Genomic DNA, 23,905 nt, shown 5'->3' with positions numbered 1-23,905 from the left:
GCACCAAGGGTGTGGTAAACCAACCAAGCCCAAGCCCGCCTGCGCGGGCTATTTTGATTGGCAATTGACCGGACATGATATTAAATCGCACAAGCTTGGGCTTCGGTATCTTCATCGAAGTTAACTAACAAAAGATAATCTGGTTTTTCCATCAGGGCTTTGGCTAATAAATAGCCGGCGATCGTCCAGGTTTGATAGCATCGCGCTTCTCTGCCAATCAACCGACCGTTTTTCCCGTCGTAATATTCGGGCCATTCGTCGTTTTGCAGGCGCTTTTCGGCGATCGCGATCGCTTTTTGTGCCAGATGAGTTCTGCCGGTTTTTTGTGCGACGGCGACTAACAGCCACAGGAGAACCGGCCAACTGCCTCCGTTATGATAAGACCAGGGTGGATTTTTCGGGTCGGAACCGGTGATGATTTTCCATTCTATATCTTCTACGGCGGGAAAGCAAATTTTCATCGGCATTCTTCCCACTAAATCGCCCCACCGCTGTTCGATGAGGTCCATGATGGCTTGCATTTGGCGATCGCTAGCCAAAGACCCCATAACAGACATCAAGTTTCCCAAGGTAAAAAATCGGAAATCCAACTGACCCGGACCGAGATTTCCCGCCAAATACCCGCCTTTATCGGGAATCCATTCCGTGACCCAGTAGGGAATCGACTCGGGATATATATTAAACTTATTCACCGCCACTGCGCCAAATTCATCTCCCTTGAAGCGATGAATTTGATTTAAGCGCTTGATATCGAGCCAATAATATTCGCGAATGTGGAATACAAACCCGCCCAACCGCTTGTTAATGCCGGAAATATAATCACTGCCTTCCGCATCGGGAAGTATCAATTCGCGGGCGGCCCGCAGTCCCGCATAAAATAAGGATTGAATTTCTAAAGGATGCCCGTAAACTCCCATCCGACGGTCAATCATAAATGCACCGTCGGGAACTAACAAAGTGGGAAACATTTCAAAGCGAGGCACCAAACACATTTCTAAAATGTATTTCACCCCTTTTTGAAATTCCGGTTGATGAGCAAGGGCGGTATCGCCGGTCGCTTTCACATAAGCGCGCAGGAGAATTATCCACCACAAACAGGAATCCACGGGGGGAACTCTACCAATCGCGTGATGTCCGAAGTCGGCAATTAAATATTGTTCGGACTCTTTACCCATGACTTTAAAACTGGCGGGCATCAAACCCGGTCCGGGTTCGTAACAGTCCATTTGCTTGTCCCGTTGTTGCAACGCCAGGGTGTGGGCGAGAAAATTGCGGACGATTTCGGTTTTTCCCTGGATTAAAAACAGCAACGCAGAGGGAACAAAATCGCGGATAAAGCATTGATCGTAGTTGAGGGGTGCGATATCCGGATCGCGGGCCGCTACGGTACCCACCGGGTGCCCTTGATAGTAAATAATCGATTGTTCTAGCAGTTTTTGCGCGTCTTGAACTAGGGGAGTTTCGGGTTTCATGGTTTGGGTTGAGATTCCTGGGAGACAAAAGTACGGAAGGTTCGCAGGGGTGCGATCGCCTATCCTAATTTTACCCGTTCTGGAGCCACAGGGCAATTAAGAATTATGAATTGAGGATTGAGAAGGTTCTCGGGTTCCCAGATTCAATGTCTGACTGGGGGTTTGTGGTTGGTTCAGTCTGGGATAACAGTGTCAGTGGCGTGGCGTGGCCCTGGGGGCGGGTGGAGTTGGACGATCGCGGGGGAGGAGAGGGGCACTCACCATTCCAAAGTGACTCAATTCTCAATTTTCAATCTCTGTGCTTCACACCTCTGACAAGTTTTTTAAAGTTTATGTGAAGCGATCGCCAATTTTTCCGATAAACTATATCAAAACTTTAAAGTGCGAGGGGAACAAATCCCAGCCACGGCGATTGATGTACGGGGCGGTTTCCCGGATGCAGTCCACCGGAAAGCGGGGAAAAATCTTTCTATGGAGAGTCAAACGCAAAGGAATTTTTACCTCGGGAGAACATTGACAGTCAGGGCGTTTTGTGCGGGGCGGGAAATGGCTGGGAAATCAGTAGGGGATTTTCGCAGATCCCTTTCTATCGGTTGATGCTGTGGAAAAGGACAATTTCTGGCAATTCCACACAAAGACAGATGCAACGAGTACCCAATCTAGACCACACTGATGTATAAGCCAGGAAGCAGTGCGGGTGGGAAACTCGCCACTGGGCATCGCGCTTAGCGCCGATACCTGTGGTTAATTCCTGAATCCGCCATCATTGAAGGTGGCTGGTTACTTATTTTTTAAACCCACTGCGATCGCAATTTATGCCAAGCTGCGATCGGTGAATAGATTGTCGTTAATTTTAATTTTGAAAGAGGTATTGAAACATGAAAAAACTTCACAAAGCCCTAACAGCCGCTTGCGCCATTTTAGCTGGGGTCGGGATGATTCAATCTCCCGCGATCGCCTTTTCTTTAAATAGCTCAAATCCCCTAAAACTGATGCCGTTGGGGGACTCAAACACCCGGGGTAAAGGAAGCGATCGCGCCGGATATCGGGACGATTTGTGGGAATTGTTTAATGAAAACGACTATGCGGTAGATTTTGTGGGAAGCGAGAGAAGAAATCCGCCCGATGATTGGGATAAACCCTATGCTTTTGACCGCAATCACGAGGGTCATGGCGGATATGCGATCGAAGGGGCGACTTACGAGCCAGATTATCAGCTTCTTCCCAATGTCAGCGACTGGGTAAGTGCTGCGAATCCGGATGCGATCGCTTTCATGGCAGGTACGAATGATTTTATCTTTCAAGAAACCACTGCGGAAGAAACCCGCAATGAAATGGGGAGACTGCTGGATGAAATTTACAATGCTTCGCCGGATACTTCAGTGTTTGTCAGTGCCCTTCCGCCGTTAGAGTATAAGTGGGCGAAGTCAGCGGATGAAGTGGAGGATTTCAATAATCTCATCCCGGAATTGGTAGCACAAAAGCGCGAGGGAGGCAAAAATATTAATTTTGTAGATACTCGGGATTTGTGGAGTAACGACGATTTATCCGATGGCGTTCATTTAACCGAAGAAGGTTATAATAAATTAGCTTTGGCATGGTATGATAGTATGGTGGCGGCGGGCGATTCAAACAGTACCGATACAGAGGCGATCGCGGATGGAAATCATGCCGATGATGGTGCGGTTTCGGTGCCCGAACCTACGGCGACATTCAGTCTATTCGGAGTCGGTCTGTTCGGTATGGGTATGCTCCGCAAACGCAAGCGGGAAGCGTAAAAAGGGGGCGATCGAAATTAGTCTTAGAGAGGCTAATTCCACCTACGCTGAGTCATCCCGTTTTTCATGCAGGAATGATACAGGTGAAATGCAGGCACTGGGAATGCCCTGGGCCTGCTGGCGGTGGTTCTCGATCGCGTTTTAGGAAGTTGGTAGAGGTAGTTATTCAAGCTATTCCTCCGGGGGCGATCGTACATACATTTTTAATCCTTTTCTCGCATCAGTGTTAAACTGAATACCCACCTCTTGTTCGCTTTCGATTTTTACCTCATTTTGCGAAATGTCGTTAATTTTCAGGCTTTCTATCCTAGCCAATTTGCAGTAAGCTAAGTTTTCATTCACCAGAAAAACCTCGTTTCCTAAAGATAAGGTGACTTTTTGAAGGGTGGCGACTGCGGCTCGAGGTTTGTTAAACTATTCTCCAATTGTTCCAATTTCTCTGGCTTTTTTCGTGGTGGTTTGCTGCATTACTACGCGATAGGTGACTAGCTCGGCTAATGCCTCACACAATGCCGTCACAAATTCACCCAGATCTAGGAGTTCTTGAGAACTCAAAATTTGAGACACTTCCGCTCCATGTGCTGCGTCATTGCGATACTGTATCAGTTGCTTGAGTTCGGCTTCTGCAGTGTTCTGACTTCCCCGACTCTTCTCCACAAATTGCTTGATTGTTCGATAATTTTTTACCCATGTCCAAGCATTCGGGATGCCTGCATCGGCGAACATTTTATCTAACACCTCTTTTCGTAAATTTTGCTCGTGGAAGAGAAACGCCTCTGGGATTAGCTGGTAGTCGCGATCGCCGGCCATTCCCTGATATAGCCCGTGCAAGATGTCCTTCATAGAAAGATGTTGAAATCTATTCTTGCGGAGTTCGAGTAACAACCGTCCCACGCCTTCCCGATGCGTGTTTTGCACTCTGTCTTCCAAATTGGAATAATTTGGCACGAGGTTTGGTAAGTCTCTCAACCACTCGGAAATTAAATCTTCAACGAAGCGTTCGTAAATCGCATATAAGCGAATCACCACAGCACAATGGTCGTAAATTCGCCATTGTGTTCTATCTGGGACGCCGTTAAGGAGAGTGCTAAGGTCTTCTTTGTTGTCTTGGACTTGCGCGCTGAAAGTGCTGCTTTTTTTAAATGCGATCGCTCTTAGGGTTTCATTCGTCTGAACAACAGCACGAATCGTGGTAATATTAGCGGTAACAGTGTCGAGAAGCTGTTTGAACATCTTTGTTACTCGCCAATAACCTCAGAGAGCATTTCGTCAAACAGCCGAATTCTCTCCTGAATGTCCCCCTTGGTTTTGCCACTCCCTGTGAGCAGGCGAGATTCTGGCTTTTCAAACAACTCCTTGGTTTTGGCGATCGCTTTTTCCTTCCGACTTAGCAATAACTCCGCCTCGGACAAATGTCGGCTCACCCCCACCATCACGGCATCGTAGTAGTCTTTATAGCGCCGCGTTTTCCAGGTTCCCGATTTTGGATCGAACGGTTTAAATAAATGCTCTCCGTAAATGCCATGCGCCACGTTGATGCTGTTGATAAAAATCTCTTTTAAAACTCGGATATCTTCCTCAGAAAATTTCAAGCTTTTTCTCATGTATGAATCCATAAAATCTCTCAGACCGCCTCGAAAATTTTCCACGTTTCTCAAGGCAAAGAACCGCAGAATTAACTCCACATCTTCCATTTTTTGGTAAGCCTTTTTGGGGGTTTTCAAATTAGGATATTCTCGCGGAAACCCCCAGGCTTCTACAAAGATTGGATAACGCGAGAGTTCTAGCAATAGGGAATTAAACTTGCCGTGATACAAGCAATTTCGCACTTCTTGCTGACTTAAACTCACGCCGCCTGTATTGAGACGCTCGAAGGTTTTCTGCTTGAGAAACAATGCAGCTTCGGGAGTAGGTGCGGACTCGGTGATAATCACAATTGAGGAGATGGAACGGCGATCGATTCCCGCTCGAATTTTTGGGGGAAGGGTCGTATAAGTCAATCCATTCAGTTCGGGCCAAAGTTCCAATCCTGTCAGGGTCAGCTTGTTTTCATAAAACTCTCGAATTGCCGTAATTCGCTGTTGACCATCCATGACCTCATAGGCGTTATAGTCTTTTTCATAAAGAAGAATGGGGGGGACGGGGATATTAATCAAAAACGACTCGATCAGTCGCGATTGCATCGTTTTATCCCATCGCCGTCTTCTTTGAAAAAACGGCTGCAATTCCATATACCCGGGTTTTTTTAAGGATTCGACAAAACTCGGCAGCTTTTCGCGATTGATTTCAGTCAGAATGCGTTGTTCGCCGGATTCGTACTTGCCCTCTACATCTGCAGCGGTGTTGCGATCGCTATCTTTTGCGCGATCGCTATCCCACATTTTTTCCTCAATCGGTGTCAGTGACATGATAAACCTCCTGTTTAACCTAGAGTTTATTCTATCATAATTTTCTCTGCGTTATGCCCCTAAAAAAGCGAGGCGGGGTTGCCACTCCGCCTCGCTAACATCGGGTTATTCTTGTACTTCTAACACAGAAGAAGCCGATCGCCCGAATTCTTCCGGTGCATATTGCAGATGCACTCGCGCGCCGGGCCATTCATAGGTTCCTGGCGTTACCGATCGCACCAAATAGCGCAGATAATACACCCCGGGATTCAAGCGTTCTGCATAAGCAATTACCCGGTCTTTATAAATGGTTTGATAGCCAATTTGCCAGCTATCTTGCTGCGCTTTTACCGCAGAGGTAGCCGTTTCAAATTGAGTATCCACCGCTTCAAAGCCGGCGGGCAAGGGGTCAGCAATGATCGGGCGATTCACCAAGCGATCGCTAATAATTTCCAAGCCAATTTCAAACACCTGACCCGCATTCACCCTTACCGATTTGTCCGGTTTAGCTAATCCCATTGTAGCCAGGAGATTATCCTCACCTACCCGGCGCACTTGGCGTTCCACGCGCAGGCCATTATACCGACCCGGTTGATTTCCGGGCAAGCGATAGCTATAGTCTACCAGATAATGTAACGTCCCCTCGCCGGACTTGGTCAGTACCAAATCGCTGTCCCCTTTGGGCAAGCTATCCATTGCCACGTTAATAAATTGGCTGGGATTGTCATATCCCTGGAACTGCATAGAGTCGAGGGTTTCGCCCGCTAAACTCACCGTAGCCACAAAGTTCGGGGGGGTGGGTTGGGTATTGCTATAGGCCACCAACGCGGATAATGCTTCGGCGTTGGCATAGGTATTTTCCCAAGTGCCATCGCGGCGCAGGTTCAACAACCCTTGCAACAAGCGATCGCGCAATTCAGCGCTGGCATCGCGCGCGATCGCCAGTCGCAGGGTTTGCGCTTGTGCGGTGGTCGGCGAACTCAACCATGCCCATCCTTGGGGCAAATTCACCGTTGCCGATCGCCCAGTTTCCGCCACCGTCTCGAACAACTGTTCCGAGAGCGATCGCGCTTCATCTCGCCACTCGGGGAACTGGTATAAATACCGCGCCAACTTCGTGCGCGCCACCCGATCCAAGTCGGCGCGCTGGGCATATATATCCGCCAGGAACTCGTTGCGCCGATCGCCGAGTTCCGCCAGGGCTATCAGCGCCCCCAAGCGCAGGCGATTTTTACACAAGCTCTCTTGGCAATACTCATACTGTCCCGGATTGGCGAGGATTTTCTGCAAGTATCCGCGCGCGCGAGACACCATCGCCTCATCCAGCGCAATTCCCGCCGCTTTCGCCGTCGCAAGGCTTTCTGCCGCATAGGCACTCACAAACGGATCCGAGCGTTCCATGCCGGGATAATAGGCAAATCCGCCATCGGGTTGCTGCAATTGTGCGAACCGTTCCAGGGCGATCGCCGCTTGTTGCGGGGGGTCGAACTGTGAGAATGCCTGACCGTATTTATTCCCTAACACTTGCAAATTCGACGCGATAGTTAACTGGGACGCAGCCGGTTCCAAAAACGGCAGGGTATCCTCTGCTAGCACTTTGCGCGCCGGGGCGGTAATCTCCGGAATCAAGGTGGAGGCCAAATCGATTTGCAATCCCCCCACATTATGTACCACAGTCTGATTCACATTTAACGGAATACTGACTCGCTCTTCCGTGGTGCCGGTTTCCACCACACTTTCGCTCACCGGAAGCTGCTGCACCGATAGGGGCACTTCAAACGCATCGGCGGCGCGATCGTTCAGTTGGGTGACAACGCGCACCTTGCCTGCGCCGATTTGCGAGGCTTCTATCGGGAAGCGATAGGCGCTGGTTCCCTCACCTGCTTTTGCTTGCAACCGTTGGTTGGTGCTGGAATCTTTGGCAAATTCCAGATTGTTGCTCACAGCGGCTTCAATTTCCAACCGACCTTGGGTGCCGGTGGTATTGGTGACGGCGACGCCACCGGAGAAGCGATCGCCCGGGCGCACGAATTGCGGTAACAAGGGATTGGCCATCAGGGGTTTGGTGGTGACAAAGGTATTCTCACCCTGACCGAAGCGCATATCTTCTGTGGTTGCCACCGCGATCGCCCGCCAGGTGGTTAAATTATCCGGCAGCTTAAAGCTCACTTGGGCGCGTCCGTTGCGATCGGTCACCACCGACCCATTATAATACGCCAAGGGTTTAAACTCGGTGCGAATCCGCGTGCTAGCCGCACCGGCAGAGAATCCGCCGCCATATCCCCATCCTTTATCTAAAGGCGAGGATAAAGGTGCGAGTACCACCTCAAACCGATTATCGCTCCAGCGCGTGGAAATCGGTTGTTGGGCATACACGGTTTTCACCAAGTCCGGGGGACGATACCCAGTGAGTTGCAAGATGGCTTCGTTGACCACCATCACCGTGAATTGTCCGCGCACTGGATTACCGCCACTGTCGGTTACTTGTAGTTCTACGGTTTCCTGGGCCGCCGGTTCCACGCGCGCTTGTGTGGGGGTCACTTGCACTTGCAAGTATTTGTCCTGCAAGCTGGTGCTAAACGGCACAAAGCCAATTTTCACCAAGTCTTCGATATTGCCCGATTCTACGCGGTCTAGGGGTTCGCCGCGACGGACTAACACCGCTTCTACTGCGGCATTTGGCAGCATGTCCTCGGTGACTTTAAATTGAATTTGCGGCGCGCCGCCAGTGACGGTGGTGGTGGTTTGATACAAGGGGCGATCGCGCACTACGGAAAAATACAGTTCCGCCTCGGAATAGGGAGACTGTATCAGCGCCGTGGCAGTTTCCCCCGGTTGATAGGTGTCTTTGTCCAGTTTCACTTCCAGGAAGTTCTCGCGATCGCTGCGCCGTCCCCAACTCACTCCCTGTGTACCCGTCGCCCAGATCTGCACGTCAGTGGCACTGGCTTCGCTTTTCGCATTCACAAAGTTCGCTTGGATGCGATAAGCCCCCGATTCTGGGGCGGTTAGAGTGGCCGTTTGCGGGGTTTTGCCCGATTTTACCGTGGTTTCCGCCACGGTGCTATATTCCACTTGATTGCGCGGCGTGCGACTCCCAGCTACCACCCGGGTGACGCTACTGTAGTCCATTTTTTGCAGTTCCAGGCGCACCCGCTGTCCGGCGATCGCATTCCCCTCCGGGTCGGTGACGATGACTTCCACCGGAAATTCTTCCTCCGCCTCCGCCACATAATTGCTGTTTAACCCGATCGCTTGTTTGCTGGGTAACACCGTGACGCTGGCACTCTCGGCGACGGACAAGTTCGATACATCGGTCACTTCCGCATCCACCCGATAGGTCATCGGATAGGGCAAGTCTCTCTCTACCGTAAACGTGAGAGTATCGGTACCGCTATCGTTGAGTTGGTTCTGATGCTGTAGCACGTCACTGGGAACCGTGGGTGCTTCTGCCGGCCAAAACCACTGTCGCCCGAAGGAAAATTCATCCCACCCCTTGGGAGACAATTCCCGCCGAGTGCGAGTAATATAATATTTCACCTCACCGCCGGAAACCGGGGCACCAAATAAGTAGTCGCTGTCGGTTGTCGCCTGGACTTTTTCGTTACCTAGCACGTAGTCTTTATCCAAGTTTAACTCCACTTGGAAATTCGGCGGATTAAATTCAGCGACCCGAAATTCTCCAGAAATTTCTACTCCATTCTCTCCTTTTGCTCGCAGGGAATAATACCCCAAATCTTGACTTTTGTCAAGGGGCAATTCCAGGGAAAAGGTGCCAAAATCATTCGTCGTTTGAGTGCCGAGATTGGTTTCGTTGCCATCGGGGTCGCGCAGGGTAACAGCATAGGACGCATTTTTATCTTGCACCAAATTGCCCTCATCGAGATAGTAGGCAACCCCAGTAAATTCGGCGGTTTCTCCGGGTTGGTAAAGTTGGCGATCGGAAAAAATCGTCCCGCGCGCCAGGGGTTTTTCCCCTTGCCAATCCGCCTCGATTCCGTAGCCATATGCGCCGCTATATTGCCAGGTGCGGGTAAATGCCCAGTCGCGATTTTCTCGCGCAATTACCAGTAATTCTGGAGCGTTTTCGGCGCTTTGCCGGCAGCGCTGCATCTGCTGCGAATTGAGGGTAAAAACACCCGTAGCATCGGTGGTTCCTTTGACGCAAGCGGTGGGATTTCCCCGGGTTGTGGCATTGGTTTGAGATTGATAAATTTCTACCGGGGTGGAGGCGACGGGAGACCCATCGGAAAGATGATTGACTTTGACGAGTCCTCGGTCGGGAAACCATTGGGCAAATACGCCTAAATTGGTAAGTTGCACGAGTCCATAATAGGTGGGTTCGCGCCATTTTTGCTGATTTTTGTCCCTGTATTGATTGGTTCGCGCTTGAATGCCATAGGCGAGGGTGCCCACAGAACCGGGGAGTTTTTCGCGCAGGGGAACGGCGATTTCTACGGTTTCGTTTAGGGGCATTTCCGATATGGAAAAGCTGTCCCAATTTGTCGGATCGGGCAATAAGTCGGTGCCGTTTCCTCTGGGATATGCGGAGTCGCTATAAACTAAGTCGGTGGGTTGAACCACGCGATAGGCGGCTTTATATTCAGGTTGGGGCAAATTAACGGCGGAAATGTTCAGTTGCAGGTCTTTTCCGCTGGGAAAAATGTTAAAATTCGCCGGGGCCCAAATCTCGGCGGCTACATCTCCGGTTTTGTAGGTTAAAGTGATGGGTTGTTCTAAGGTTTGGCCGAATTTATCTTCCAGACCTTTTTCGATGGTAATGGTGTAAGTGGTGGCGGGTTCTAATGCCCAGGGATTGAGTTCGACGCTGTTGGAATTGTCATAGGCTTTAATCAGTTCGGGTTCTTCTTTGGGGGGCGGATCGATGGTAATATGGTTTCGGGCTGATTCGGCGATGAGACCGTTGGTAAATTTGAGTTGAGCGGCTCCTTTGCGGAAGCGTCCGTATGCTGCGCCTGCATCGGGTTGCCCGAAATATTCTAGTTCTTCAAAAGCAAGGGGTTGGTATGTTTTGACTTCGCTGGTGAAGGGGGTTTGGCTGGCCATGTTTCCCCGCGCGGGACGAATTCCGGGAGAAAATTCCACGGTATAGCTGGTGGCTTTTTCTAAGGGGTGTTGCGGGGTGAGGGTATATTGCCACTGGCGAGTGGCGGGGTTGAATTGTTCCCCCGGCGATCGCATCTGTTCGTCGTCGGCGACGGGTTCTACGTTGACGGAGATGGCGCGATCGCTCTCTTGTGCGATGAGTTTGGCGTGCTGTTTTACGGAACCGAGATCCAATTCCACGTTTGAGGTAACGTTTAACTCGGGTTCGATATCGATGGGTCGCGGTTCGGCATATTCTGAGGGAGGTTTGCTGCTGGGTAAGTTTGTGAGTTTAATGGGTTCGGTGTTGAAGGTCCAGGCGAGGTCTTCGGTGAGTTGATGATTGTTTAAGTCTTCTAATCCGGATTTGACGGTGACTTGAATTCGCGTGGCTTCCGGAAGGGCGCGATCGGCTTGAAATCCCACCATCCGGGGGGTTAAAAAGCGAAACCGCCCGGGAAGTTCGGGTTGGATTTCAAACAAGTCGAGTTTGGCTTGTTGTTCCGGTGAATCTAGACTTTCTAGGGGAATTACCGGGTCTTTAAACCGGATGCGAATTTGTGCTAGGGGTTGTGCTTCTCCCGTGGGCGTTATCTCTTCGATCCAGTTGGGAAGTTCCGGTGTGGGAATTGGCGCAACTGCGGGGAGTTGCTTTACGGTGGTGTCGGGTTGGAATAGGTTACAAGCGGCGATCGCAAATGCGAGGCTCAAGCCGATTGCAAACCATTTCCACATTTTCTGAATTATACGCATGGGTTTCACCATAGGAAATCAAATGGGAAGGGATGTACCCGGTTTTACCCGATAAGGGTGTTAGATCCGATCGCGGGTGTGAAAAGTTCGGTGGTTTGCCTACTCGCGATCGGGTCATCTAGCGGTTGTTTTTTTGCTCTCTACCGAGTTTGCACTCTCCCCTATTAAAGCTTAGAATTGTGCAGATGTGGGAGGAATGTAGGGTTTCTTAATTGTTAAGCGATCGCGAGTATTTCCCCTCCCCCGCGATGCTATCTCTACCCCATCGAAGCGATCGCAGGCATGGCTTTTGCGGGCAATTAATGGGCGCGCGTCGGGGTATTTGTACGGAAAACGTAACACTTTCCCTGGGGCGATCGGCTTGCCCTGTGGGGGGATGGAAAACCTTTCTCCGCCGAATCGAGGGCGGGGACAAGACATCGGTTTGCTGTCTGTCAGAGGTTGCGAATCAGGGAAAATTGGGCGAACCAACCGGGTTTTTCACCCCTGCTGCTGGCAAATCGAGCCAACAAAAAAACCGGCTGGTGGTCAGCCGCAATGGGGGCGGAAAGTGCGCCTCGGACTGAACCATTCATCCGGTTTTTCTGTCAAAGTAGGATGAGGCGAGGGTGGAACCCCCACCTCGGGTTATTTGCTTTGATTGAAGTAGCTGCGGAAAACCTGGAGGGCGATCGGTGCTGCCGCCATACCGCCATACCCGCCATTTTCCACCACCACAGCGATCGCGATTTCGGGATCCTTGGCAGGACCAAATGCCACATACAGGGCATGAGACGGCTGCCCGATCACCTCAGAGGTACCCGTTTTCCCCCCCGTAAGCGGAATCGAACCATCGTTCAACAACCGGGCCGTGCCTTTTTGCACCACCGCCACCAATCCATCGCGAATTGTGGCCACGGTTTCCGGTTTCATCCCCGTGGGGACGGGTTTGGTTTTCGGGGTATCGGTCAACTCTGCCAGCAGGTGGGGCTTGACGCGATACCCGCCATTGGCGATACTCGCCACCATCACCGCCAATTCGAGCGGAGTACACAGCACCAACCCCTGACCGATCCCCATCGTCACGCTATCCCCGGCGTACCAGGGTTCGTTATAGAGTCGCAGTTTCTCTTCTGGGGTGGGGATGGAACCGTGCATCCCGCCATCGAGTCCCAATAAATCTAAGCTGGTGGATTCGCCAATGCCCATGTTATGCCCCCACTTGGCAATTTCTTCCGGTCCGGCTTCCATGCCAATTTGATAGAAGAAGGTGTTGCTACTGTAGGCAAGGGCATCGCGATATCCAATATATCCATATCCGCCGCTATGTTCGTGAAAGGCAATTCCGCCCACCACAATATAGGAGGAGGTGCCTAGGTAGATGCCGGGGGGAAATTTACCCGACTCCATCCCCGCCGCGGCGGTGACGATTTTGAAGGTGCTCCCGGGGGGGTAGCCTTGCAAGGCGCGATTGAGAAACGGATTTTCTAATGCCTGCAAGCGTTCCCATTCTTCATCGTCTACCCGGCGGGTGAAGATGTTGGGATCGAAGCTCGGACCGCTGGCAAGGGCAACCACCCCGCCGGTGTTGACATCCAGAACCACCACCGCACCCCGACGTCCCCCCAGAGCGTTTTCGGCGGCTTTCTGCACTTCCAGGTCGAGGGTCAGTGGCATGGAGTCTCCCGCGATGGGCGATCGCACCCCTAACTCGCGCAGTTCGTCTCCGTTGGAATTGACCTCCACCAACCGATTTCCCCAGACCCCGGTCAGCGCTTTGTTGGCGCTGTTTTCGATCCCCATCTTGCCGATGATGATTCCCATCGGATATTCTGGATGTTCCATCAGATCCTCGCGGGTGGCTTCCCCGATGTATCCGACGATGTGGGATCCATAGCCGTCCGTGGGATAATATCGGCTCGATTCGGCTCGAACTTCGATGCCCTGCAGATCCGCCAGTTGCTCCGCTAAAGCCACAAACGCTTTCTGGTCTAGATTTTGGGCGATCCGCACTGGCATCCCGGAGGTATAGCCGGCTTCTTGGATTTTGGCGACGACCTCCTCGGGCGGAATATCGAGGATCTGACTCAAGCGCTCAGCGCTCTTTTTCCACTCCTCGGGTTTTTGCTCGCGCGGCCACAAATACACCGACCTTGCTAGATGATTGGCCGCTAATAATCTCCCATCACGGTCTACAATATTGCCCCGTGCTGCCGGAATCGGCACCTGACGAATCCGATTTTCTTCGGCGCGTTGCCGATGATACTCTCCCTCCATCAGTTGCAGTTGAGCGAGACGCGCTACGCATACGCTCATCAAACCGGTGATCGTCAGCATTAAGACCACCGATCGTTGCAGTCGCACTCGGTTTTTTTTCCCCGCGCTGACTCCGGAAAAAAATGAATGTCCGCTAACCATGTTCACCCATGCCGAAGGACTTTACACATGTTCTCTCCCTGTTGGGGCTGTTAAACCCACGGATTAACTTTGTTATTTGTGCTACATTGCTCTGTTCGGTGAATTGGATCCGGACAAGGGTCGGAAAACATGACTCAACCGGACAGAGAATGTTGGCGCACAACAGATTTACTGGTTCTTATTCTTTTGAGGAAAAATTTATCACAGTTGTTTCCCCATTTTTGCGCTGCTGAGTTGAATTCAATCAAAAAATTTTTTCGGCTGCACCCGCGATCGCCGAGAGACTTGGTTTTGGGAAATTCCCTCTTGCCGCAAATCCCTTGCCTCGGCTTCGATCCCCACGGTTTTGCTCTCGGTCTCATCCCAGCAGATAACCTTATGCACCCTATCGATGCAGGTTATGCGATTCCCCCTCGCGGGTTGTCCACCCCTGCCAACCCCCCTACATTCGCCGATCGCTGCTTTTGACCTGGATTTTCACCCAGGAATCCCTCCGATGGGAACTCGCCAGTGGGACTTTCAAAGGCCCGGTTTTTCCACCCGCCGCAGTTCGCGTAAAATTAACGGGTCAAAATTTGGCCGATCGCTTCCACATCTGGGTTTGCCCTCCCACAAGGGCGATCGCTCCTGATTAACATACCACCCTCAATTGTCTTTATTTTTTATGGGGTTTTAAATTTCCCTGGTATATTACCATACTCCTTTTTTTTCGACAACCCGCATTTTTACGGAAGCCCCACCGGCGATCGGTTGCTATACTCTTCTGTTTGTGCTACTTAAGCCTTGCGGTGCTTCCCTCAAAAGCGGCAAAAACCTGCATCGCGGCGTTCACTCGTTCCCGGCTCATGCGGGTAACGCCCCATCCCGAGGATCCGCCTCCCCACAGTCACGCAACACCAGCAAGTTCCGGTTATATACCATTTCTTTCTTCTTTTGTCAACCCCGAATTTTAAGTTTCGGTTGCCAAAATCCTCGGCTTTCGTCAATTTCTAGGGACACCGCACTGCTTTGTCTCGCCGCAATTCATATTAGAAAAAGCCAGATGAGATTTGCACCTCTTCCCCATTCATCCACCGCGTTTCTCCTCATATGCACTCAGATCTAGAGCCGGCAAGGCGGGCGATTGAAATCCCGCCGTGGCAATCAAGGGTGAGTCTCAGGGCACTCCACCCAGGCTATCATAACTCTACCCTGCACTCAGCCGCCTTTCGGGGGTCTACGGGCATAGCAATCCTTACGCCTAGGCACACCAATACCATTTTTCATGCATTCGGGTTAGAGATGATTCCCCGATCCCCTCTTCTAGAAACCTCGATCGCAACAGGTCTCTGAGGAACTCACGCGCAGTATCCAAATTCTAATCCCGTTTTTCATGTATTCGGGTTAGAGATGACTCACCCATCCCCGGATTGTAGAGATGCGATAAGCGCGCGTTTTTAAGGGAATCCCACTTCAACCGCCTTTAACCTCCTTATCGAAAAATGGTATAACCTCTCGCTCTGATTATTTTTGAAAAAGGCGATCGAGGCACTGGTTATTTGTGAGGTGAGCCAACGGCGATCGCGGGCTTTTTCCTCGAGGGCGATGCCTCCGAGGAGTCCGTTTCATCTGATGTGAATCGGTACGGGTGATGGTAAAGTTAGGAGGGCAATGGGTTTCCCCTGGGGGGATTATTCAGCCGTTATTTTAATCGCTTACAGCGCATCGGTCCAGTTTTCGATCGCGTTAGAGGTTTCCCGCATTTTGGGGTCGATTTCATCGGGTTGTGCGGTGTCGGATGCGCGCCCAATGCCATCGCTTTCGGGTTGATTTAAGTTGAGTGCTTTAGCGGCGATCGCCTGCAATTCTTCCCCGATATCCAAGGCGTCGATCGTTTCTCCGAGTGCTTGGATAAATTCCATCGCTATGTCAAACTGTCCGGCGCGATCGAACCATTCGATTCCGGCTTTAAAATATGCTTTGGCTTGTTCCCAGTCGTTCTGTTGTAAGGGGGGTTGGCTCTGCGCTTTTTCGCGATAGCATACGCCAAGATGGAAGCAGACCACTCCCGGTAATGTATCGGGATGTAACCCGGAGGATTTTCGATTCCAAATTGAGGGAGTTTGGGGCAGGGAAAAGCGCTCGGACGCGAGCTTTTTTTGGCTTTCGGGCTGCTCTCGCTCTTGGCAGTGGCTAATTTCTTGAAAGCCTTTTAAACTGTTTTGATAGTGGGTTAAAGCATTCTCAACCGCGTCACAGGCTCTTTCGTATTGTCCGAGAATAAACTCCCAACTGGCATGCAATTCCGGCGGCAGTTTTATGCCGCGATCGCCTAAATCTCGTTTCGCCGCATGAAGTTCCCATCGCTTTGGCGCATCTAGAAACAATCCCATCCCCTGCGGCGATCGAAACAGCGCCCCGGGCGGTTCTTCCAGCAGGTGAGCAAAGATGGACTCGGTGGTTTCTTTGACAAACTCAATTAACTCATCGGTGGCGATCGCAAACTTAATCGAAGGACCAGCCCAATTTTTGAAATCCGGTGCGAAGCGCGTCAGCTTTTGCAGGACTTCATCGGTACTCCACAATACCAATGGAAATGGCAAATTGCCAAAGCGATCGCGCACTTGGTTCGTTTGCTTGAGCATCTCTTCCAATTCCCTTACCGATTCTAAACCCAACACCATGAACGCGGTGGGGTCTTCCGGCGTCTGCGCCTCTTGCAACATCGGTAGCAGTTGGGTTTCCTCCGCACTAACCCGAATTTCTTTCAGCTTCATCGGCGATTGTTCTCGCACCTGAGGCAAAATTTGCGCGCGCAAGTGTTGATAGTTGCACCGCACCAGAATCAGTGCAAAATTCCCCTGAGATAGCTGCATCGCCCGACTCAATTTCCGCAGCGATCGCTCGTTATAGTCTTCTAAGTTTTCTCGTTTTTCAACATTCACAATTTACGGTTGCACGCTGCTTGCCAATGTCAAACCGGGCCGCCTCTCCCTTGTCCGAACCGAATCCAATTTTTAGGGATGGGCGAACCCGATTTCTACGCGGTTATACTGGGCGAACCTTTCCCCGGCGAACCCTCGTTTCTTCATCCTTCCACAATAACATCCGGTGGCAAAATAATTGTCTTCTTTACCAAATCTTCATAAACTGAAGTGCTGTAATTTCTGAGGATTCCCCCCTTCCCTCAACCTTGGCGGGCAAAAAGCATTCCCCAGTTTGTTAACTCTTCATTGCGTGAATGGGTCTCTTTCCCGAGGACCGATAACATAGCCCACTCTTTGCTCGTTCAAACCAAATTTTTTTATTGTACCACTTGCCCTCGGGGCAAAAGCCTCCCTTTTCAGGTTGGAGTATCGCGCAGCGGATCCCTCTCATCTTCGCCGAGGTTGGGATTAAACTTGAGTCGGTTCGCGATCGGAAATGCGATCGAGATAGGCGGCAATTTCCAAGGGAATCTCCAACCCTTTCCTGGATTTTCGCGTAATCGCGTTTTCGATGGAATACACTTCAATCGCTGTACTCTTTCCTTTCGGGCTGTAGCTATCCACTTTGATAAAATCCCACGGCATTTGCGTGCTATTTTTCACGGCTTCTGAAAACAGGAGCGATCGCGATAAGCTGCGGGTGAGGGCTTCTAACCGAGAGGCAACATTCACTGCATCTCCCAAAATCGTATAGTCTTTTTTCACGCTAGAGCCGATATTGCCTTCAATCACCTGACCTTTAGCCAACCCGATCCCGCTGTAGAGGGCGCGCAAGGGGCTATTTTCCGGGGCACAATTGCGTAAAATTTCCAATTCGTTGAGGATTTCTAGACTCGCTTGCAGAGCTTCATCGCCGCGATCGCCATCAAAATAGGCCATCACGCAATCCCCGATAAATTTTGTCACTTCGCCGCCTTTTTGGGTAATAATCTTCGTGCAAATGGTAAAATAATGATTCACCAGAGAAATGACCTCTTCAGCAGATAGTTTTTCGGCAAAGGTGGAAAAGGAGACAATATCCCCAAATAAAATTATTTTCTCTACATTAATCGGACGAACCGCAAGGGGATCGATTCCCTGTTGAACAATTTTAAAAATAGTCGGCTGGGTATATTTCTCTAAAATCCGATGAGAGTTAGTAACGGTTTGCAGTAACGTTTTTATCGGCTGTATCAAAACCTCGTGGTTTTCATCTAAATTAATCGTTTCCATCGACCATTTCGGAAACATGCGCTCACGAACATCGGTTTCCATTTTCAAGCATAAAATATCCGTATGCCGAGGGTCGGCGAGTATTTTATCATAAAGTCGGTCGATTTTGGACTCTTCTCCTTCCAGGATTTGAAAAAATATCCCGCTGAGACAAAGCAAAACTCCAGTAATCCCATCTCTTTGATTGTTGCGACTCGATACTCTGCCGATTTCTTCAATATCTGCAGAGGAAAGATTGCGCTCGAATTTACTAATGTAAGTCAGTCTTTTCATAGCATGTTTCAGGATGCAAGGGTACCATCGTTGGGAAATAGCGTTTGCATGAAAAAATGAACCTCTACCTCCATGAGCAACAGATGCACTGCACTGACTCGCAACAACCCCTGGAGGCAAACTCAATAGAGGAAGATTCGTCAGCGTTCAGCGGGTGTAAGTCCCCTACCAGTCACCGCCCTTGCTGGAAATTGTGCCATGAGATAGAAGTCGGTGGCACTCGCCAGATGCCCCCTTCTAATCGTATTCTGGAAAGATATAGAACAACTTAACAACTGGAATGCTCTCGATTACAGGTAAAACGAAACTACTCGGGGTAATGGGCGATCCGGTAGAACATTCCCTCTCGCCGGTGATGCACAATGCGGCGATCGCGCAACTGGGAGTGGATTATCTCTACGTGCCTTTTCCCGTAGTACCAGCAGAATTAAACAGGGCCGTTTCCGGTTTGGCTGCGATTGGGGTGCGCGGCTTTAACCTTACCATTCCCCACAAGCAAGCCATTATCCCCATGTTGGCGGAAATCTCCCCGGTGGCGCAAGCGGTGGGGGCTGTGAATACGGTATGGCCCACGGAAAGCGGCTGGGCTGGCACCAATACCGATGTGGAGGGGTTTCTCGCGCCCCTCAAGGAATTGACCCAACCCTGGAGCGAAACAGTAGCGGTGGTGTTAGGCGCAGGTGGCGCAGGGCGGGCAGTGGTTGCCGGTTGTGCCACCCTGGGCTGCGATCGCATCTGCGTGGTGGGGCGCAACTGGGAAAAGTTACAGGCATTTGAGCGCAGTTGGCAGAATTCTCCCTTGCCCGCGAAGCTAGAGATTCATCCTTGGGAACAATTGCCCCTGCTGATTCCCGAGGCGGGATTGCTCGTCAATGCTACCCCAGTGGGCATGTCTCCCCATGCACAGCGATCGCCCCTCAGTGCCACCGCAATGGCGAAACTTCCCCCCAATTCAATTGTCTATGACTTGATTTACACCCCCAACCCCACCCAACTGTTGCGCCAAGCCACGGATCTCGGGCTAATCGCCATCGATGGGTTAGAAATGCTGGTTCAGCAGGGTGCCGCCGCTTTGCAACTGTGGCTGTCACGGGAGGTGCCGGTGGAGGTGATGCGCCAGTCTCTGCGTCACCATTTGGGCTTATAGCGGCAGGCAAAATCCCAGGCGGGGGGAGTTAGTGACCCACCCACAAGGAGCGATCGCCACTCCCCCTTTCCCCTGACGCCTCTCTCCTGACGCCTCGAAGCGCGATCGACAACGCTGCAATTCACGATAAGCTTTTGTTGACAATCCTGCGAGTTTTCCAGAGGTGTTTTCATGCTCAACTTGATGATGCACAACTTGATGGCAAGTAGCAAAGGCTTGCGGAGTTTTAGAGGAATGGTCCTGGGCTGCATGCTGGGAATAACCCTGTGGTTGTTTGCACCCCCCGCCTGGGCAATGACCACCATTCAACTGTATGATTTAGACTATCAAAGCTGCCCCACTGAATTGTCCGAGGGCGCTGTGACGAGCGGCTCTAGCAGTGCGGCGAATTGCTTTATCGTCATCGGCAAAGCCAACAATCCCTCGGGGGAAACCGTTTACGATGCCGATGTATTCGGTCGGATCTACGATGTGAATCACAATAACGTGCTGCCCAACCGCACGCGCCTGGGCAGCCTGGAGGAAGTCCCCCCCGGAGAAAGTGATTTTGAACTGAGAATCTCGGTGGCGGCGAATTTGCCGACTCCGTTACAATTGGAGAATTTTAAAGCCCGAGGGTTTGCCGCTCGCGTCAAGCCTCTGCTCCCGAATTATTGAAGCTGTGTTACCGGTGCGACTCCCACATCGGGAATGGTGCGACTAAGGCAATGGGGGGAGAGGGGGCGATGCGCCTGGGAAGCGATCGCTTCCCCTGAGTCTCCCATGAATTGCCCAGTGCCCTAAATCCCCATCGAGGCTCCGGTTAAGCTCCCGAAAAAGCCGGCGACGACTTGCAAAATCAAAATCGCCAAGATGGGCGAAAAGTCAATCCCGCCTAAGGGGGGAATGAAAGAGCGGAAAATATTCAAATAGGGATCGGTAAGCTGGCTGACGATGGAAAAAGGTGGGTCGTACCAGTTGACATTCGGAAACCAGCTTAAAAGAATCCGAATAATCAACAGCACTAAATAAAATTGCAAAAATGTAGCCAAACTGGTGGCGATTAAGTCAATTGCTGGATTCATCGTTTTTTTGCTCGTGGTTATTTGCTAGACTGAGCGTCTTTAAAGCCTTATTCTCAGTCTAATCTATTGCCGCCGTTTCCGGAGGCACAATCGCTCAGGGATGGGGGTCTTTTGCGCCGCGATCGCCGAAAGCCACCATACCGATTCCTTATGATTCTTCTCGAACCGATTGGGGTTGGGTTTCCTCTAGTGCAGTGCCATTCACGTGGCTCAACTGGTGCCGCACGTCATCAATGGCGTCATTGAGTTGGGCGATTTTGTTTTCCAAAGACCGACGCGCGGGTTCCATACTCTCGTCTCGCTGTAGCTGACGTTTTCTCAGCTTGCTGGGTTTTTCCCCGTTGGGTTTGCCATTTTCGCTCGGCGGGCTTTCTTCGGAGAGTTTCGACCCGATGATGACTCCGATCGCACCCCCGATCGCTCCGCCCAGAAGGGTTCCCACGATGAATCCACCAGTAAAATTATCTCGATTGCTCATAAGTTTAGCCTGAATGAGTGTGCTGCTTGTGCTTTCAGCTTACCCTTTGCTCATTCTCCCTGCATAGCGCGTTCAGTGCAGGCGATCGCGCTTGCTAGGCCCGATCCAGAGGCATCCCCTAGGTGGCAAAGGCGCGATCGCCTGCATCCCCCAATCCGGGCACGATAAACCCTTGCTCGTTTAGCGTCTCATCAATGCAAGCGGTGTAAATATTCAAACTCGGATAGCTCTGACTCAGTTGTTGCAGGGCCGGGGGTGCCGCCACTACGGCAATAATCCGGATGTTCGCCGGATCTGCCCCCCGTTTCACCAGCTCTTCCATTGCCATCTTTATCGTACCCCCAGTGGCAAGCATCGGATCGCTGAGCAATACCCGCGTCTGTGGCTCGAATTGGTCCGGCAGTTTGTTTAAATAACACTTCGCTTCTAGGGTTTCTTCGTTTCGTTCCATCCCAATGTGGTAAATCGAGGCAAGGGGCAACACCGGTAGCGCCCCTTCTAATAATGCCAAACCCGCTCGCAAAATCGGCACCACCACCATCGGTACCTGTGGATTCACAAAGGTGGCGGCACATTCGGCTAAGGGGGTCTGCACTTGGGTTTCCACCACTGGCAACCAGTCGCGACATGCCTCGTAGGTTAACCACCGTCCTAACTCCGTCATCGCGCTGCGAAATAGCGCCGGTGGGGTATCCGCATCCCGGGCAATCCCCAGCCAGTGCTGGATTAACGGATGGGGCGGAACGTAAACGCGCATTTGTATGGTCATAAGCTTCGGCTGCGATTCCCACTTCTTCTAGGTTGGAGACCTGTCCGATTGTACTGCTTTCTGGCCATCGAGATCTATCATTGCTGAGGACTTACGCGCGCTCCTCGTCCCAGTCACCAGGAGAATAACGGGTGGCTTTCGAGGCAAGCCACCCTACCGTCAAAAAAAATTTTGAAAAAAATTCTCAGTAAGTATTGACAAAAATTTTCAACAAGGCTATAGTTGCTTACAGTGTTCTCCTCTCAAAAGGATCGGCAGGCGGGATTGGTCAGCAGTGGCAGACCGGTCCCGTATTTCTTTTTGAGGTCGGGATGCAAGGGTTTCCGGGCAGGTTGGGCGTTCGATGGTGCCCCCCACAACTGGCATCACCGGCCCTTCACCGGGGGCGATCGCGCACCAAAGGCCCACCCCTGCGCCTCCCCCGAACCCCATTCGCAATTCTCCATTCCCCCGTCTCCTCCCCCCCCGGTAACCGAAAACCGGGTAAACTCAATTACAATAGGCACAAAAGTACGCGCGCACAGCAAATTGATGGTATCTGCTTCCACCCTTAGCCCACCGCAAACCCAAACCTTTGACGCGATCGTCATTGGATCCGGCATTGGCGGACTGGTCACCGCCACTCAACTCGCCGCTAAAGGAGCGAAAGTCCTGGTTCTGGAAAGCTATGTGATTCCCGGCGGGAGTTCCGGGTCTTTTGAACGCAACGGCTATTGCTTCGACGAAGGAGCTTCGATGATCTTCGGATTTGGCGATCGCGGCACCACCAACCTCCTCACCCGCGCCCTCGAGGCGGTGAATGTCAGCCTCGAAACCATTCCCGACCCGGTGCAAATTCACTATCACCTGCCCAACGGTCTAGACCTGCAAGTTCACCGCAATTACGAACGATTTTTACAAGAATTAATCCAACGCTTTCCCCACGAAAGGGAAGGCATTCGCAAGTTTTATGACGAATGCTGGAAGGTGTTTAATTGCCTCAACGCCATGCCGTTGCTGTCTTTAGAAGAACCCCGTTATTTGATGCGGGTGTTTTTCCAGCATCCCCTCGCTTGTTTGGGATTGGTGAAATATTTACCCCAAAATGTGGGGGATATCGCCCGCCAGTACATCTCAGATCCGCAATTGCTGAAATTTATCGATATCGAGTGTTATTGTTGGTCCGTGGTGCCGGCACAGATGACGCCGATGATTAATGCGGGAATGGTGTTTTCCGATCGCCACTATGGCGGAATTAACTATCCCAAAGGGGGTGTGGGGCAAATTGCCCGCCGCTTAGCGGCAGGATTGCAAAATGCCGGAAGTGAGATTCGCTATCAAGCCCGGGTGGAAAAAATTATCGTGGAAAACAATCGGGCGGTTGGAGTTAAGTTGGCGACGGGGGAAGAATATCGCGGGCGGCGCATCGTCTCTAATGCCACGCGCTGGGATACCTTTGATAAGTTACTCGGCGATCGCCAACTGCCGCGATCGGAACGCAAATGGCGCGATCGCTACCAAAAATCTCCCAGTTTCCTCAGCTTGCACTTAGGCGTGGAAGCCTCTGTCTTGTCGCCGGATACCGCTTGTCACCATATTGTAGTGGAATCCTGGAACCAGATGGAACAGCCTTATGGGACGATTTTTGTCTCGATTCCCACCCTGCTCGATCCGGACTTAGCCCCGGAAGGCTATCATATCCTGCATGTGTTTACCCCCAGTTGGATCGAGGATTGGCAGGGGATGACCCCGGGCGAGTACGAAGCGAAGAAAGAGGAGGCGGGATGGCAGATTATCGATCGCTTAGAAGCGATTTTCCCCGGGTTAGATGCACGGTTAGATTACATGGAAGTGGGCACCCCGCGATCGCACCGCCGCTTTTTAAATCGCGCGGATGGCACCTACGGTCCGATTCCCCAACGCAAGTTAATGGGATTGTTGGGAATGCCGTTTAATCGCACCTCGATTCCGGGCCTGTACTGTGTTGGCGATAGTACCTTCCCGGGTCAAGGGTTAAATGCGGTGGCGTTTTCCGGATTTGCCTGCGCCCATCGGATTGCAGTGGATTTGGGGTTGTAGGGCCTCCCTGCAGAGGCTAGAAACCGGGAAAGTCCGGCGGGGATT

17 protein-coding genes are annotated in these 23,905 nt (G+C 51.4%); 4 read left to right on the top strand and 13 right to left on the bottom strand.

The annotated features are described in order from the left end of the window. Positions 1-80 precede the first annotated feature (80 nt). The gene (locus AC0QH1_RS21400) at positions 81-1,472 is read right to left on the bottom strand and encodes a glycoside hydrolase 100 family protein (RefSeq protein WP_324633349.1); all 1,392 of its coding nucleotides are present in this window, start codon (positions 1,470-1,472) and stop codon (positions 81-83) included. Positions 1,473-2,350: 878 nt separating this feature from the next. Here AC0QH1_RS21400 and AC0QH1_RS21395 point away from each other — a divergent pair. Further along, entirely contained in the window at positions 2,351-3,250 is a 900-nt protein-coding gene (locus AC0QH1_RS21395; protein WP_324633348.1) for an SGNH/GDSL hydrolase family protein, read from the top strand. A 171-nt stretch (positions 3,251-3,421) separates the two neighbouring features. Here the strand turns inward: AC0QH1_RS21395 and AC0QH1_RS21390 are convergent, their stop codons facing one another. From AC0QH1_RS21390 to AC0QH1_RS21355, 8 genes are all read right to left on the bottom strand, one after another. Then, positions 3,422-3,592, bottom strand: coding sequence for a hypothetical protein (locus tag AC0QH1_RS21390; protein ID WP_324633347.1), 171 nt, complete (start codon positions 3,590-3,592; stop codon positions 3,422-3,424). A gap of 72 nt (positions 3,593-3,664) precedes the next feature. After that, positions 3,665-4,483: an MAE_28990/MAE_18760 family HEPN-like nuclease gene (locus AC0QH1_RS21385; RefSeq protein ID WP_324633346.1), complete on the bottom strand. Its 819-nt coding sequence runs from the start codon at positions 4,481-4,483 to the stop codon at positions 3,665-3,667. A 5-nt stretch (positions 4,484-4,488) separates the two neighbouring features. After that, positions 4,489-5,658, bottom strand: coding sequence for a DUF262 domain-containing protein (locus AC0QH1_RS21380; protein ID WP_324633345.1), 1,170 nt, complete (start codon positions 5,656-5,658; stop codon positions 4,489-4,491). Positions 5,659-5,763: 105 nt separating this feature from the next. Continuing rightward, a complete protein-coding gene (locus tag AC0QH1_RS21375) occupies positions 5,764-11,496 on the bottom strand; it encodes an alpha-2-macroglobulin family protein (protein WP_324633344.1) in 5,733 nt (1,910 codons plus the stop codon). 171 nt (positions 11,497-11,667) lie between these two features. Continuing rightward, positions 11,668-11,916, bottom strand: a complete 249-nt coding sequence (locus AC0QH1_RS21370) for a hypothetical protein (RefSeq protein WP_324633343.1) — start codon at positions 11,914-11,916, stop codon at positions 11,668-11,670. A 207-nt stretch (positions 11,917-12,123) separates the two neighbouring features. Further along, the gene (gene mrdA, locus AC0QH1_RS21365) at positions 12,124-13,893 is read right to left on the bottom strand and encodes a penicillin-binding protein 2 (protein WP_324633342.1); all 1,770 of its coding nucleotides are present in this window, start codon (positions 13,891-13,893) and stop codon (positions 12,124-12,126) included. A 1,694-nt stretch (positions 13,894-15,587) separates the two neighbouring features. After that, on the bottom strand, positions 15,588-16,817 hold the full coding sequence (locus AC0QH1_RS21360) for a hypothetical protein (RefSeq protein WP_324633341.1): 1,230 nt from the start codon (positions 16,815-16,817) through the stop codon (positions 15,588-15,590). Between the two features lie 450 nt (positions 16,818-17,267). Continuing rightward, entirely contained in the window at positions 17,268-18,344 is a 1,077-nt protein-coding gene (locus AC0QH1_RS21355) for a BLUF domain-containing protein (RefSeq protein WP_324633340.1), read from the bottom strand. 280 nt (positions 18,345-18,624) lie between these two features. Here AC0QH1_RS21355 and AC0QH1_RS21350 point away from each other — a divergent pair, with 280 nt between their 5' ends. After that, positions 18,625-19,491, top strand: a complete 867-nt coding sequence (locus tag AC0QH1_RS21350; protein ID WP_324633339.1) for a shikimate dehydrogenase — start codon at positions 18,625-18,627, stop codon at positions 19,489-19,491. On the opposite strand, the gene AC0QH1_RS21345 is transcribed toward AC0QH1_RS21350, so the two are convergent. Then, entirely contained in the window at positions 19,486-19,635 is a 150-nt protein-coding gene (locus AC0QH1_RS21345) for a hypothetical protein (RefSeq protein ID WP_324633338.1), read from the bottom strand. The genes AC0QH1_RS21350 and AC0QH1_RS21345 overlap by 6 nt on opposite strands. A 90-nt stretch (positions 19,636-19,725) precedes the next feature. On the opposite strand from AC0QH1_RS21345, the gene AC0QH1_RS21340 reads away from it, so the two are divergent. After that, positions 19,726-20,148, top strand: coding sequence for a hypothetical protein (locus AC0QH1_RS21340; RefSeq protein WP_324633357.1), 423 nt, complete (start codon positions 19,726-19,728; stop codon positions 20,146-20,148). 122 nt (positions 20,149-20,270) lie between these two features. On the opposite strand, the gene AC0QH1_RS21335 is transcribed toward AC0QH1_RS21340, so the two are convergent. The 3 genes from AC0QH1_RS21335 to upp all read right to left on the bottom strand — a co-directional run bounded on the left by AC0QH1_RS21335 (position 20,271) and on the right by upp (position 21,802). After that, positions 20,271-20,555, bottom strand: a complete 285-nt coding sequence (locus AC0QH1_RS21335; protein ID WP_324633337.1) for a YggT family protein — start codon at positions 20,553-20,555, stop codon at positions 20,271-20,273. Between the two features lie 148 nt (positions 20,556-20,703). Then, the gene (locus AC0QH1_RS21330; RefSeq protein ID WP_324633336.1) at positions 20,704-21,033 is read right to left on the bottom strand and encodes a ssl2009 family thylakoid membrane protein; all 330 of its coding nucleotides are present in this window, start codon (positions 21,031-21,033) and stop codon (positions 20,704-20,706) included. 118 nt (positions 21,034-21,151) lie between these two features. Further along, entirely contained in the window at positions 21,152-21,802 is a 651-nt protein-coding gene (gene upp / locus AC0QH1_RS21325; protein ID WP_324633335.1) for a uracil phosphoribosyltransferase, read from the bottom strand. A gap of 531 nt (positions 21,803-22,333) precedes the next feature. Between upp and crtH the strand changes: the two genes are divergently transcribed. After that, a complete protein-coding gene (crtH, locus tag AC0QH1_RS21320) occupies positions 22,334-23,860 on the top strand; it encodes a carotenoid isomerase (RefSeq protein WP_324633334.1) in 1,527 nt (508 codons plus the stop codon). Positions 23,861-23,905: the final 45 nt, after the last annotated feature.

This window comes from Phormidium sp. CCY1219, from assembly GCF_055795085.1.
The sequence above is the reverse complement of the archived record's forward strand: the minus strand, read 5'-3'. Positions and strand labels throughout refer to the sequence as shown.

Coding starts and splice junctions, on each gene's coding strand:
- AC0QH1_RS21395 (WP_324633348.1), top strand. CDS start 2,351: ATGAAAAAACTTCACAAAGCCCTAACAGCCGCTTGCGCCATTTTAGCT.
- AC0QH1_RS21330 (WP_324633336.1), bottom strand. CDS start 21,033: ATGAGCAATCGAGATAATTTTACTGGTGGATTCATCGTGGGAACCCTT.
- AC0QH1_RS21400 (WP_324633349.1), bottom strand. CDS start 1,472: ATGAAACCCGAAACTCCCCTAGTTCAAGACGCGCAAAAACTGCTAGAA.
- crtH (WP_324633334.1), top strand. CDS start 22,334: ATGGTATCTGCTTCCACCCTTAGCCCACCGCAAACCCAAACCTTTGAC.
- AC0QH1_RS21340 (WP_324633357.1), top strand. CDS start 19,726: ATGGTCCTGGGCTGCATGCTGGGAATAACCCTGTGGTTGTTTGCACCC.
- AC0QH1_RS21335 (WP_324633337.1), bottom strand. CDS start 20,555: ATGAATCCAGCAATTGACTTAATCGCCACCAGTTTGGCTACATTTTTG.
- upp (WP_324633335.1), bottom strand. CDS start 21,802: ATGACCATACAAATGCGCGTTTACGTTCCGCCCCATCCGTTAATCCAG.
- AC0QH1_RS21350 (WP_324633339.1), top strand. CDS start 18,625: ATGCTCTCGATTACAGGTAAAACGAAACTACTCGGGGTAATGGGCGAT.
- AC0QH1_RS21370 (WP_324633343.1), bottom strand. CDS start 11,916: ATGTCTTGTCCCCGCCCTCGATTCGGCGGAGAAAGGTTTTCCATCCCC.
- AC0QH1_RS21380 (WP_324633345.1), bottom strand. CDS start 5,658: ATGTCACTGACACCGATTGAGGAAAAAATGTGGGATAGCGATCGCGCA.
- AC0QH1_RS21375 (WP_324633344.1), bottom strand. CDS start 11,496: ATGCGTATAATTCAGAAAATGTGGAAATGGTTTGCAATCGGCTTGAGC.
- mrdA (WP_324633342.1), bottom strand. CDS start 13,893: ATGGTTAGCGGACATTCATTTTTTTCCGGAGTCAGCGCGGGGAAAAAA.
- AC0QH1_RS21385 (WP_324633346.1), bottom strand. CDS start 4,483: ATGTTCAAACAGCTTCTCGACACTGTTACCGCTAATATTACCACGATT.
- AC0QH1_RS21355 (WP_324633340.1), bottom strand. CDS start 18,344: ATGAAAAGACTGACTTACATTAGTAAATTCGAGCGCAATCTTTCCTCT.